This is a genomic window from Streptomyces sp. NPDC020731, assembly GCF_044334705.1.
Taxonomy (GTDB): Bacteria; Actinomycetota; Actinomycetes; order Streptomycetales; family Streptomycetaceae; genus Streptomyces.
Window position 1 is genome coordinate 143886 of the sequence record NZ_JBIRTN010000012.1, and the last position, 11942, is coordinate 155827.

Below are 11942 nucleotides of genomic sequence, written 5' to 3' on the forward strand. Positions count from 1 at the left end.
GTGCCGCCAATAGGCCCGATGGTCGACCCCGAGTGCACTCTCCTGCGCCGAGTGGGGGATGGTGGAGACAGTCAGGGCACCTCGAAGATGAGGCACTAGGTCGGTGAGGGAAGACGTGAGCGACAACTCTGTAGTACTGCGGTACGACGGCAGCGAGTACACCTACCCGGTGATCGACAGCACCGTCGGCGACAAGGGCTTCGACATCGGGAAGCTCCGCGCTCAGACCGGTCTGGTGACACTGGACAGCGGCTACGGCAACACCGCCGCCTATAAATCCGGGGTCACGTATCTGGACGGCGAGGCCGGCATCCTCCGGTACCGCGGCTACCCGATCGAGCAGCTGGCCGAGCGCTCCACCTTCCTGGAGGTCGCCTACCTGCTGATCAACGGCGAGCTGCCGACCGTCGACCAGCTCTCCGCGTTCAAGGGCGACATCACGCAGCACACCCTGTTGCACGAGGACGTCAAGAACTTCTACAAGGGCTTCCCGCGCGACGCCCACCCGATGGCCATGCTGTCGTCGGTCGTCTCCGCGCTGTCGACGTTCTACCAGGACAGCCACAACCCGTTCGACGAGCAGCAGCGCAACCTCTCCACCATCCGGCTGCTCGCCAAGCTTCCGACGATCGCGGCCTACGCGTACAAGAAGTCGGTCGGCCACCCGTTCGTCTACCCGCGCAACGACCTCGGCTACGTCGAGAACTTCCTGCGCATGACGTTCTCGGTCCCGGCGCAGGACTACGAGCTCGACCCGGTCGTCGTGGCCGCCCTGGACAAGCTGCTCATCCTGCACGCGGACCACGAGCAGAACTGCTCGACCTCCACCGTGCGCCTGGTCGGCTCCTCGCAGGCGAACATGTTCGCCTCGATCTCCGCCGGCATCTCCGCCCTGTGGGGCCCGCTGCACGGCGGCGCCAATCAGTCGGTGCTGGAGATGCTCGAGGGCATCCGGGCCGACGGCGGCGACGTCGACTCCTTCATCCGCAAGGTGAAGAACAAGGAGGACGGCGTCCGCCTGATGGGCTTCGGCCACCGGGTCTACAAGAACTTCGACCCGCGCGCCAAGATCATCAAGGCTGCCGCGCACGACGTGCTGTCCGCCCTCGGCAAGTCCGACGAGCTGCTGGACATCGCCCTGAAGCTGGAGGAGCACGCGCTCTCCGACGACTACTTCGTCTCGCGCAGCCTCTACCCGAACGTCGACTTCTACACCGGTCTGATCTACCGGGCCATGGGCTTCCCGACCGAGATGTTCACGGTCCTGTTCGCCCTCGGCCGCCTTCCGGGCTGGATCGCCCAGTGGCACGAGATGATCAAGGAGCCGGGTTCCCGCATCGGCCGCCCGCGCCAGATCTACACGGGCGTCGTCGAGCGCGACTTCGTCCCGGTCGAGGAGCGCTGACCCCGGCGCCTCCGAGCCGCAGCACCGGGCCCCGCACACGCTGGTCGTGTGCGGGGCCCGGTGCTGCGGTACGAGTACGGGGCCATACGGAACACGGGTACAGACGTACGGAGTACGAGTACGGACATATGGAAAAGGCGCCCCGGCCGGCGGTCCCCCCACGGGCCGACGTACCAGGGCGCCTTCCCATGTCCCGGTGCGGATTCCCCCCACGGGATCCGGCCGGGCGTCTGTGAGAACAGCGCCTGAATCGCTGTGCGAGTGCGGGCGGACCTGAACCCGCCGCACTCGTCGGTGTGCGGTCTGCCGGGACAGCGCACGTGTCGGGAGGGCCGCTCAAAGCTCCCCGCTGGGTACGTGCCCCGGCAACGCAACCTCTGGGAAAGTCCCCCAAGACATCCCCAGATGCCAGGAAGCGCCCCCCAAGACGCTGCCCGACATCGCCAACTTAGACCTTCGAACCCCTTCGGTGGTTACGTTCGGATCACTGTGATCTGCGTCTCTTGCGTATCCCTCGAGGGTGCGCAAGAGCCCGCAAACCGCTCACGGGGCTCGAGCGTAAGGATGATGCGCGAGCCTTGTGAAGAGCTTATGTGAGGGTCGTACCGGACAACAGGGGTACACCCCAACTTGAGACCTCAATGAAACGCCCGCAGGCGCAGGCTGTTCGTCACCACGAAAACCGAGGAGAACGCCATCGCCGCACCGGCGATCATCGGGTTCAGCAGCCCGGCCGCGGCCAGTGGCAGCGCGGCCACGTTGTAGCCGAAGGCCCACACCAGATTGCCCTTGATCGTGCCGAGTGTCCTGCGGGACAGCCGTATCGCGTCCGCGGCCACCCGCAGGTCGCCGCGGACCAGGGTGAGGTCGCCCGCCTCGATCGCCGCGTCCGTGCCGGTGCCCATGGCGAGACCCAGATCAGCGACAGCCAGCGCGGCCGCGTCGTTGACGCCGTCGCCGACCATGGCGACGCTGCGCCCCTCGCCCTGCAGCCGTCGTACGACGTCGGCCTTGTCCTCGGGCAGCACCTCGGCGATCACCTCGTCGATGCCCACGGTCCGCGCCACCGCCTCGGCGACGGCCCGGTTGTCACCGGTCAGCAGCACCGGCGTGAGCCCCAGGGCGCGCAGCTCGCGCACCGCCTCGGCGCTGGTCTCCTTCACGGCGTCGGCGACCGCGAGGACACCGCGCGCCACCCCGTCCCAGCCGGCCACGACGGCCGTACGCCCGTCCCGCTCGGCCTCGTCCTTCGCCCGGGCCAGGGCGGGCGGCAACTCCTCGAAGAGCCGCCCCACGGCCACCTCGTGGCCCTCCACGCGCCCGCGTACGCCCCGGCCGGGGACGTTCTCGAAGCGCTCGGCCTCCGGCAGCGTCCCGGCGCGCTCCTCGGCGCCCGCGGCGATCGCCCGCGCGACGGGGTGCTCGGAGGCGTGCTCCAGGGCGCCCGCGAGCCGCAGCAGCCGCTGCTCGTCGGTGCCCTCGGCGACATACACCTCCTGCAGGGTCATCCGGCCGGTGGTGACGGTGCCGGTCTTGTCCAGGACGACGGTGTCGACGCGGCGGGTGGACTCCAGGACCTCGGGGCCCTTGATGAGGATGCCGAGCTGGGCGCCCCGCCCGGTGCCGACCATCAGCGCGGTCGGCGTGGCGAGCCCGAGGGCGCAGGGGCAGGCGATGATCAGTACGGCGACGGCGGCGGTGAACGCGGCGACGGTGTCGCCCGTGGCGCCCAGCCACATCCCGAAGGTGCCGACCGCGATCAGCAGCACCACGGGGACGAAGATCCCGGAGATCCGGTCGGCGAGGCGCTGCACCTGCGCCTTGCCGTTCTGCGCCTCCTCGACCATCCGCGCCATCCGCGCGAGCCGGGTGTCGGCGCCGATCCGGGTCGCCTCGACGACGAGCCGTCCGCCGGCGTTGACCGTGGCGCCGGTGACGGTGTCGCCGACGGTGACGTCCACGGGGACGGACTCGCCGGTCAGCATGGAGGCGTCCACGGCGGAGAAGCCCTCGAGCACCGTGCCGTCGGTGGCGATCTTCTCCCCGGGCCGTACGACGAACCGGTCGCCGACGGCCAGCCGCTCCGCCGGGATCCGCACCTCCCGCCCGCCCACCCGTCTCCCGCCACCGCCCTCGACCGAGAGCGCTTCGCGCTCGCCCTCCTCGTATCGCAGTACGGTCACGTCCTTGGCGCCCAGTTCCATCAGCGCCCGCAGGGCCGCTCCCGCGCGGCGCTTGGAACGGGCCTCCAGGTAGCGGCCGAGCAGGATGAAGGCGGTGACGCCGGCGGCGACCTCCAGATAGATCGTGGAGGCGCCGTCGGTGCGGGCGACGGTGAGTTCGAAGGGGTGCCGCATGCCTGGCATGCCCGCGTCGCCGAGGAACAGCGCCCACAGGGACCAGCCGAACGCGGCGAGCGTGCCGACGGAGACCAGGGTGTCCATGGTGGCCGCGCCGTGCCGGAGGTTGGTCCAGGCGGCCCGGTGGAAGGGGGCGGCGCCCCAGACCACGACGGGCGCGGCGAGGGTGAGCGAGAGCCACTGCCAGTTGTCGAACTGCAGGGGCGGGATCATCGCCAGGAGGACGACGGGGAGGGCGAGGAGCACGGAGCCGGTGAGGCGCCGGCGCAGGGCGGCCAGTTCGGGGTCGGCCTCCGTGGAGGGCGTCTCGTCCCGCGCGGGCGCGGGTTCCTCGGCGGTGTAGCCGGTCCGCACCACCGTGGTGATCAGGTCGGCGACCTCGGTGCCCGGCGGGTAGGTGATCCGGGCCTTCTCCGTGGCGTAGTTCACCGTGGCGGTGACGCCGTCCATGCGGTTGAGCTTCTTCTCGACGCGGGCCGCGCAGGAGGCGCAGGTCATCCCGCCGATGAGCAGCTCGACCTCCGAGCGGGCCGGCTGTCCGGCGGCCGGTGTCCCGATGGCGGTGGTGCTGGTCATGTCCGTACTCCAGGGATGTCCGGGGGCTCCGGTGAACGGTGGCGGGCCGGGCCGCGACAGGTCGCGGGGAACGGGTGGCCGCTGCGGCCCGGTTCACGCCGCACGGGGCTTCAGGCCTTGCCGACCAGCTCGAAGCCGGCCTCGTCGACGGCGGCGCGGACGGCCTCCTCGTCGAGCGGGGCCGCGGAGACGACGGTCACCTTGCCGGAGGAGGCGACCGCCTGCACCGAGCTGACACCGGGGAGCTGGGAGATCTCCCCGGAGACGGCGCCCTCGCAGTGGCCGCAGCTCATCCCGCTCACCTGGTAGACGGCGGTGACGGAACCCTGGGTGTCGGTCTGGGAGGTCATGTCGTTACTCCTCGTCGAGGCGTATGGGGTAGGTGTGGCCGTGGCCATGACTCCAGGTTATACCCCTAGGGGGTATGAATCCAAGTCCGGCGGCCGGGATGGCGCAAGGCGGACCGGGGCGGACCGGGATGGACCGAGGGCATCCGCGACAAGGCGGGACCCGGGGGATGGCGTTCCGTCGGAAGCGACGATCACCGGAGGGCGGGACCAGGCACGCGGGCGGTGGTGTTCGAGCGGTACGGGAGGCCGGCCGAGGTGCGGGAGGTCGCGGACCCGGAGCCGGCGGAGCGAGGGGTCGTGGTCCGCGCCGGGGTGCTCCGCCCCGGTCTGCCGGCGACCTCCACCATCGCCCCGGACGCCGCCCCGCCCGCCCTCGCGGCCATGGGCGGGGCGGGAGCGGGGGCCGGCGTGACGGTGATCGAGCCCTGGGGCTGAGCGCGGACTGCCGGGAGGTCAGCCGTTGTTGCGGCCCCGGTTGCCCGGGCGGGAGGCGACCCACGTCCGGATGGTGTCGGCGTACCAGTAGGGCTTGCCCGCCTCCACCTGATCGGGCGGGGGCAGCAGGCCGTGCTTGCGATAGGAGCGGACGGTGTCCGGCTGCACCTTGATGTGGGCCGCGATGTCCCTGTAGGACCACAGCGATCGGTCGGTCATGGTGGCACCTCCCCGCGCGCACCGCGGCGACGGCCGGGGGCGGCAGTCAGGGGGGTCCGGGTGCGCGCTGGTGATCAGGCATGCGTTGTGCCCGGTGAACGAGGCCCGTCGGCGGCAGGGCAGGGGTTGTGCGCCGGGTGTGACGGAAGGTCCGCGCACGTGTGACGTCCGTGACGGCACGGGAGTGTTTGTGACAGGGATGCCACACAGGCGCACGCCGGTTCATCGGCGGGGCACGTTGACTTCCCCCGCGGCGGCGGGGGCGGGCAGGACCCCGACAAAGTTTCGTCCGAATGTCCGGACAAAACATTGACAGGGCTTCGTGCCCGGAGCTAGAACCGGGGGGAGCCGTGAAGCCGCAGAGCCGTGGAGGCCGTGCGGCCGTACGAAGGGGACGCCATGGTGCACGACGTGATCGCCATGCGAGTGGCACGCCGACGTCACCGTGGCGCGACCGCCGGTACCCCGGCACCGATCGCCTCCGGCGCGGAAGGCCGCTTCGCTTTGGCAGGAGCGAAGCGCGGGCGACGACTCCCCGCCCGCCGCGGCCCCGCGCCGGAGGTTTTGCCGACGTCGCCGAAGCCGCCGAAGTGTCATGTGTCCACTCGGAGACCCGAACGGCCGACACTGTGTCGGGCCCGTCCGGCCGCCCGGTCCTGGTGGGATGGATCCGTGGCCGGGGCCGCGGCGCGTCCGCCCGCGACCCGACGGCACGAGCTGTACGAACGGCACGTCCCCACCCGACGCCGCCCCCTGCGAAGGAGTTCTCGGTCATGACGAAGATCGTCAACCACTGGATCGGCGGCAGGACCGCCGAAGGCGCCTCGGGTACCCACGGCCCGGTGACGGACCCGGCGACCGGCGAGATCACCACGAAGGTCGCGTTCGCGTCCGTCGAGGAGGTCGACGCCGCGGTCGCCGCCGCCAAGGAGGCGTACCTGAGCTGGGGCCGGTCCTCCCTGGCCACCCGCACCACCATCCTCTTCAGGTTCCGCGCGCTGCTCGACGCCCACCGCGACGAGATCGCCGAACTGATCACCGCCGAGCACGGCAAGGTGCACTCCGACGCACTCGGCGAGGTGGCACGCGGCCTGGAGATCGTCGACCTGGCCTGCGGGATCAACGTGCAGCTCAAGGGCGAGCTGTCCACACAGGTCGCCAGCCGCGTCGACGTGTCGTCCATCCGCCAGCCGCTGGGCGTCGTCGCCGGCATCACGCCGTTCAACTTCCCGGCGATGGTGCCGATGTGGATGTTCCCGCTCGCCATCGCCTGCGGCAACACGTTCGTGCTGAAGCCGTCCGAGAAGGACCCGTCCGCCTCGGTCCGCCTCGCCGAACTCCTGTCGGAGGCCGGTCTCCCCGACGGCGTCTTCAACGTCGTCCACGGCGACAAGGTGGCCGTCGACCGCCTCCTCACCCACCCCGACGTCAAGGCCGTCTCCTTCGTCGGCTCCACCCCGATCGCCCGCTACATCCACACCACCGCCTCGGCGAACGGCAAGCGCGTCCAGGCCCTCGGCGGCGCCAAGAACCACATGCTGGTCCTCCCCGACGCCGACCTCGACGCGGCGGCCGACGCCGCCGTCTCCGCGGCCTACGGCTCCGCGGGCGAGCGCTGCATGGCGATCTCCGCGGTCGTCGCCGTCGGCGCGATCGGCGACACGCTGGTGGAGAAGATCCGCGAGCGCGCCGAGAAGATCAAGATCGGCCCCGGCAACGACCCCACCTCCGAGATGGGCCCGCTGATCACCGCGACCCACCGCGACAAGGTCGCCTCGTACGTGGCGGGTGCGGCGGCCGAGGGCGCCGAGGTCGTCCTCGACGGCACCGGCTACACGGTCGACGGCCACGAGAACGGCCACTGGATCGGCATCTCCCTCCTCGACAAGGTGCCGACGTCCGCCGCGGCCTACCAGGACGAGATCTTCGGCCCGGTCCTGTGCGTCCTGCGCACCGAGACCTACGAAGAAGCCCTCGACCTCATCAACGCCTCCCCGTTCGGCAACGGCACCGCGATCTTCACCCGCGACGGCGGCGCCGCCCGCCGCTTCCAGCTGGAGGTCGAGGCCGGCATGGTCGGCGTGAACGTCCCGATCCCGGTCCCCGTCGGCTACCACTCCTTCGGCGGCTGGAAGGACTCCCTCTTCGGCGACCACCACATCTACGGCAACGACGGCACGCACTTCTACACCCGCGGCAAGGTCGTCACCACCCGCTGGCCCGACCCGGCGGACGCCCCGACCGGCGTCGACCTGGGCTTCCCGCGCAACCACTGAGCCCGCGCGAACCGTCACCCCGGCCGGCCGGGACCGTGCCCACCACCACGGTCCCGGCCGGCCGCCCGCAACCGCTCCGGGGGCACGGTCCACTCCCGTCCCCCGCCGACGGGACGCACGAACGCGGTCGGACGAGGCCGCTGCAGACGGTCCCGGAGGCGACCCTGTATGTGGGTGACCACCCGGCCAACGACGTGTTCCCCGCGAAGGCGGCAGGACTGCGTACGGCGCACCTTCGCCGCGGACCGTGGGGCTACCTGTGGGCGGACGATCCGGAGGTAGTGGCGCAAGCGGACTGGCGGATCGACAGCCTTACCCAGCTCGCCGGCATCGTCGGTGCCTGACGGGCATGAACCGGCCTTACCAGCCGGATGGTTGGCGAGGCCGTTCCTGTGCACGCGGCGTACAGGCGCGAGTACTGTTCGGAGTGGGATGCGCCGAACCGGGAGCCGGTATACCCGTACACGCTGACGGCGAGATAGGCCGCCGGATCGTCTACTGCCGCAGCGCCATGCGACCGAAGCTGACACAGCAGCAGCAGCAGCTCGCCGACGCAGCCTGCGTCGCGCTCGGCACCATCCGGAAGATCGAGCGGGGCGGGCGCGGGACTCATCCCCGCACGGCCCCGGCGGGCCAGACGACATCCACGGGGAATCCGGCTTCGCGGGCTTCCTGGACGGTGTCTGCCGTGCCGCCGCCCTTGCCGCTCGGGGGCGTGCCGTCCCAGACAGCGACCAGACGGCTGGCCCGGTGCAGCAGTGTGCGATTGGCCTCCTCGTAGGCAGCTCGGTTCGCAGTCTCGTTATTGAGTACGACGACGTCGTCCGCGGCCTGCACGAGCCGATCGAATGCATCGGTGTGGTCGGGTTTGACCTTGCTCTGCCGGTAGTCCTTCGAGGGGATGACCACGATCAGGCGGCCACCCAACTCGAGTACGACTTCAGCGAACAGGGTGTCGGATCCCCTGGCGATGCACGAGACGCCGGTGAGGTCGTCGGCGTAGGGCCGGAGTGTCTCTCGTAGCGCATCGCGTACCAGGGGCATGCTGCTGTCGGTCAGATCCATGTGCCCGGTCACGGCGATCGTGGTCACGGTGCTCCTTCAACTCGACAGGACATCGCGGATCCTTGCCCGCGCCTCGCCGACCGTACGCGATGCCGACCGGCCCACGGTGTACGGGTACAGCTGCCCGAGCTGGGCGCGGACACGACTTGAGCGGGTCCGGGCAGCAGCGTCGGCTGCGCGATGTGTGTGCTCGACTGCGCCGGTCAGATCCCCGATCAGGAAGTGGCACTCCGCAAGCCCGATCAGATCCAGGGCATGGCTACGCCCTGCCTCCGAGCCGCGTCCGGCGAGCGCACTGCGGATGCTTCCGGCAGCGGCCTCCGCATGTTTCTGAGGATCTGCGCGAGCCATCTCCAGCAGACGGCCGCCAGTGACACCAGCCAGCTCCGCACTGTCGAAGTACGCGATCCAGTAGGGCTCTTCATCCCCGCCGGCGTCGGCGAGTGCTTCCTCCGCCTCGCTGGTGGCCCGGCTGAATGCCGCAGCCCGGCCCATGGCCGCGTATGCCCATGCCTCCCGCGTGTGCAGCATGGCCCACAAACGCGGGCTGGTTGCTCTTCCGGTGCCCTTTTGTGCCAAGTGTGCGAGTTCGAGGGCGTCCTGCGGACGGTCCAGGTACAGCATCTGCCGCGCCATGCCGGCCAGTACGTTGGCGCCGAATGCGGTGTCGTCGGCAGCGTGAGCAGCTCGCAGCGCCAAGAGGTAGTAGTCCTGTGCCTGTTTCTGGTGTCCAGAGTCCCAGGCCATGGTTGCTGCGGTCCCACCGAGGTAAGCCATCACCTGAAACAGCCCCTGCTCGACATCCGGTGCCTGGTGGTCCTCCAGGTGGCCGACTACCTCGTTGAGCTGTCCGACGACCGCCTTGCGGCGGAGGCCGCCGCCGAACCGGTGGTCCCACGCACGGAAGGCGCGGGCCGTCGCTTCCAGTTCGTGGACCTCACGCCGGCCGATACGTCCGCGGCGGTGGCCCTGATCGACCCGCAGGGCGGGCTGGAGCCATCTCTCCAGGGTGTCGAGCAGGGGTGCTCCGGACATAGTGGCGCCGGCGAGGGCACGGGTTGCGGTGCGGCGGTCCATCACGAGGTCGCTCCTGGTCAGGTCTGCGGCCAGGTGCACTGTCACTGCGGGACACCAGGCGGCGCCTTCAGAAGGCTGTGCGGTAGGCGGAGTCGGCGGGTCGGGGATGTCGGGCTGCTCTTCCCACGGGCGGTCGGCGAGGCCGACGAAACGTCCGGGGATGCGCAGCCCGTCTGCGATGCGGCAGATCACATCGAAGCTCGTGACCTGCTGTTGACCGCTGATGATCGTGGAGACCTTGCCGGGGGTGAGCTGGCAGGCCGACGCGATGCGGTTCTGGGACAGGCCGCCCCACTTCTTGATCAGTGAGAAGGCCGCGGCAAAGTCGTGCTCTGCCAGGGCTCGCTTCACGTCGTCTCGTTCGAGGACCTCGGGAGCGAGCGGGCCGGGGGTGATGGCGTCCATGGGGCCGACTTCCGTAGTGATGGTAGGCGCTTCGTCACGCATTTACGGAATCAGGAACGAGCGTATTACCACTTCGGTAATCCCCGCCGGTCATGGCGCAGTTGTGCGCGGGCGGCGACCCTCGATGCATGACAGACAAGACCCCGGCAACCGCGCTGCGAGCGGCCCCGGGGCGTGGTCAACGCTGCGAAGGAGCGTCAACACCATGAACGCTACAGCCCCGCCGAAGTCCGGCGTCAAGATGACGGTCCGGGTCTACACCGTGAACGCGCAGGGAACCGTCATCGAGGACCGGGGTGAGCTGGTCGCCGTCGGGTTCGAGGAGGACCCGGCCGCGCTCGCCCCTGACGTCTATGGCTTCCCGCCCTGCCGGTGCCCGCGTCACCGCACCCGCCAGGCGGCGGCCCGGTGAGCGCCACCCGCCCGGACACGCAGACCACGCCGGTCGACACCGCCACGATGCGCGACATCGTGAACCGGCTGCTGGACCCCGACGCCGTCCCCGAAGCCCTGCCGCCGACCGGTGACGAGCTTCGGACGCTGACCGAAACCGTGCGCGGTCACCTTGCGCTGCTGGCCCCCGAGGTGGAAACGGCGGCCTGGAAGCTGAAGTCGGACAGCGTCCACCGCTACACCGTGCTCGGCTGTGTGTGGGAGGCCCGCAGCAGACTGGAAGCACAGCCGTCCCCCCGCTTCGGCGGCGCCCCCGGTTACGCCCGGCGCCTGGCCCGCGCCCTCAACGCCCTGTGTGACCACTACGAGATGTTGAACGGAACCATGCGGTGAGCGGGCCCGTACCGATCTGTCGCGCCTGCGGTGAGCCGATCGAGGACCCGGACGATGCCGTCTACCTCGGGCACGAGGAAGGGAACTCGGGGCCCGGCTGGGACATCCACGCGCACCGCGGACACGTCAACCAGGTTGGCCCGGACCCGGTGGCGGCCCGTGCCGCGGCCCGCGTCCTCATCGTGAAGGCCCTGGAGTCGTGAAGGCCGTCGCCGGCCTGCTGACCTACGTGGCCCTCATCTCGGACCCGGTCCTCGCTGTGGTGCCGGCGCGGACCCTCAACTGACGCACCCCCACGGCGACCGCAGGGTCAGGGTCGCACCCCAGAACGCCCGTCCCGCCGGAAGGTCCGCAAGCCTCCGACGAAACGGGTTCCACAAGCCCCGCCCCAGGGCCCCCGAACCCTGGACAGGCCGAGCCCTGGGGCGGGCCTGCAATGCACCACCACTCAATCATCAGAGGAATGAGCATGTCTGCACCAGTCATGGAGTCCGTGTCGGCGAGGACCCTCGTCGACACGGACTTCTTCATCCGCCTGAGCAGGCGCGTCGCCAAGACCACAGTCCTCGAGCAGGCGCGAGCCGAGGCCATCACGGACCAGGCCCTCGCCTACCTCGCCACGTCGGCGGTCAAGCCCAAGGGAGCGCCGACGCTGTACATGAGCGCGGACGTCGATCCGGCGTGGCACGAGTTCATGACCTTCACTGCCGAGTACGACGCGTTCTTCCAGCGGCCGGGCTGGCACAAGGTCCACCACAACCCCTGCGACGGCTGGGGTGGCGCGACCTATCCCGCGCCCGAGGCCGCCATCTCGCCCACCGTCGACGCCATCCGGGCCGCCGGCTACACGGCGATCCCGGAGCTGTGGACCGCCAAGGTGGACTGTGGGGACACGTGCGGTGACGACGGCGGCCAGCCCGACCCGCTGCCCTGCGGTGACCACGGCTGACCTCTGACCTCGTGAGAGGTGGCCGACCCCGCTCGTACA

The 11942-nt window shown here is 70.4% G+C and carries 11 protein-coding genes and 3 pseudogenes; 9 read left to right on the forward strand and 5 right to left on the reverse strand.

The genetic code is table 11. The features are described from left to right. The first annotated feature begins 115 nt into the window (after window positions 1-115). Window positions 116-1405: a citrate synthase gene (locus ACH4VX_RS20165; protein WP_398368762.1), complete on the forward strand. Its 1290-nt coding sequence runs from the start codon at window positions 116-118 to the stop codon at window positions 1403-1405. Between the two features lie 638 nt (window positions 1406-2043). Here ACH4VX_RS20165 and ACH4VX_RS20170 read toward each other — a convergent pair. Beyond that, a complete protein-coding gene (locus tag ACH4VX_RS20170; protein WP_398368763.1) occupies window positions 2044-4341 on the reverse strand; it encodes a heavy metal translocating P-type ATPase in 2298 nt (765 codons plus the stop codon). Window positions 4342-4451: 110 nt separating this feature from the next. Next, window positions 4452-4691: a heavy-metal-associated domain-containing protein gene (locus ACH4VX_RS20175; protein ID WP_398368764.1), complete on the reverse strand. Its 240-nt coding sequence runs from the start codon at window positions 4689-4691 to the stop codon at window positions 4452-4454. 297 nt (window positions 4692-4988) lie between these two features. Between ACH4VX_RS20175 and ACH4VX_RS20180 the strand changes: the two are divergent. Next, window positions 4989-5126 (forward strand): annotated as a pseudogene (locus ACH4VX_RS20180) (alcohol dehydrogenase); the annotation flags it as partial. Between the two features lie 18 nt (window positions 5127-5144). Here ACH4VX_RS20180 and ACH4VX_RS20185 read toward each other — a convergent pair. After that, window positions 5145-5345 carry a helix-turn-helix transcriptional regulator gene (locus ACH4VX_RS20185; protein WP_398368765.1) on the reverse strand — a complete coding sequence of 67 codons (201 nt, stop codon included), beginning with the start codon at window positions 5343-5345 and terminating at the stop codon, window positions 5145-5147. 462 nt (window positions 5346-5807) lie between these two features. Here ACH4VX_RS20185 and ACH4VX_RS20190 point away from each other — a divergent pair. The 3 genes and pseudogenes from ACH4VX_RS20190 to ACH4VX_RS20200 form a co-directional block, all read left to right on the forward strand. After that, window positions 5808-5909: pseudogene (locus ACH4VX_RS20190) on the forward strand (5-deoxy-glucuronate isomerase); the annotation flags it as partial. A 209-nt stretch (window positions 5910-6118) separates the two neighbouring features. After that, the gene (gene mmsA, locus ACH4VX_RS20195) at window positions 6119-7621 is read left to right on the forward strand and encodes a CoA-acylating methylmalonate-semialdehyde dehydrogenase (RefSeq protein WP_398368766.1); all 1503 of its coding nucleotides are present in this window, start codon (window positions 6119-6121) and stop codon (window positions 7619-7621) included. A 152-nt stretch (window positions 7622-7773) separates the two neighbouring features. Continuing rightward, a pseudogene (locus ACH4VX_RS20200) lies at window positions 7774-7965 on the forward strand (HAD family hydrolase); the annotation flags it as partial. A gap of 265 nt (window positions 7966-8230) precedes the next feature. Here ACH4VX_RS20200 and ACH4VX_RS20205 read toward each other — a convergent pair. Then, on the reverse strand, window positions 8231-8713 hold the full coding sequence (locus ACH4VX_RS20205) for a hypothetical protein (RefSeq protein ID WP_398368767.1): 483 nt from the start codon (window positions 8711-8713) through the stop codon (window positions 8231-8233). A gap of 9 nt (window positions 8714-8722) precedes the next feature. After that, window positions 8723-10168 (reverse strand): hypothetical protein, encoded by a 1446-nt coding sequence (locus ACH4VX_RS20210; RefSeq protein WP_398368768.1) that lies wholly within the window; start codon window positions 10166-10168, stop codon window positions 8723-8725. 205 nt (window positions 10169-10373) lie between these two features. Here ACH4VX_RS20210 and ACH4VX_RS20215 point away from each other — a divergent pair, with 205 nt between their 5' ends. The 4 genes from ACH4VX_RS20215 to ACH4VX_RS20230 all read left to right on the forward strand — a co-directional run bounded on the left by ACH4VX_RS20215 (window position 10374) and on the right by ACH4VX_RS20230 (window position 11903). Further along, window positions 10374-10580, forward strand: coding sequence for a hypothetical protein (locus tag ACH4VX_RS20215; protein WP_398368769.1), 207 nt, complete (start codon window positions 10374-10376; stop codon window positions 10578-10580). Further along, window positions 10577-10954, forward strand: coding sequence for a DUF6415 family natural product biosynthesis protein (locus tag ACH4VX_RS20220; RefSeq protein ID WP_398368770.1), 378 nt, complete (start codon window positions 10577-10579; stop codon window positions 10952-10954). The genes ACH4VX_RS20215 and ACH4VX_RS20220 overlap by 4 nt, the downstream gene beginning before the upstream one ends. After that, on the forward strand, window positions 10951-11157 hold the full coding sequence (locus ACH4VX_RS20225) for a hypothetical protein (RefSeq protein ID WP_398368771.1): 207 nt from the start codon (window positions 10951-10953) through the stop codon (window positions 11155-11157). Before ACH4VX_RS20220 ends, ACH4VX_RS20225 begins: the two co-directional genes overlap by 4 nt. Before the next feature lie 266 nt (window positions 11158-11423). Beyond that, a complete protein-coding gene (locus ACH4VX_RS20230; RefSeq protein ID WP_398368772.1) occupies window positions 11424-11903 on the forward strand; it encodes a hypothetical protein in 480 nt (159 codons plus the stop codon). Window positions 11904-11942 lie beyond the last annotated feature (39 nt).

Bases quoted from the DNA above. Each gene is read 5' to 3' on its own strand.
- ACH4VX_RS20230 (WP_398368772.1), top strand. From the start codon at position 11,424: ATGTCTGCACCAGTCATGGAGTCCGTGTCGGCGAGGACCCTCGTCGAC.
- mmsA (WP_398368766.1), top strand. From the start codon at position 6,119: ATGACGAAGATCGTCAACCACTGGATCGGCGGCAGGACCGCCGAAGGC.
- ACH4VX_RS20215 (WP_398368769.1), top strand. From the start codon at position 10,374: ATGAACGCTACAGCCCCGCCGAAGTCCGGCGTCAAGATGACGGTCCGG.
- ACH4VX_RS20175 (WP_398368764.1), bottom strand. From the start codon at position 4,691: ATGACCTCCCAGACCGACACCCAGGGTTCCGTCACCGCCGTCTACCAG.
- ACH4VX_RS20210 (WP_398368768.1), bottom strand. From the start codon at position 10,168: ATGGACGCCATCACCCCCGGCCCGCTCGCTCCCGAGGTCCTCGAACGA.
- ACH4VX_RS20170 (WP_398368763.1), bottom strand. From the start codon at position 4,341: ATGACCAGCACCACCGCCATCGGGACACCGGCCGCCGGACAGCCGGCC.
- ACH4VX_RS20185 (WP_398368765.1), bottom strand. From the start codon at position 5,345: ATGACCGACCGATCGCTGTGGTCCTACAGGGACATCGCGGCCCACATC.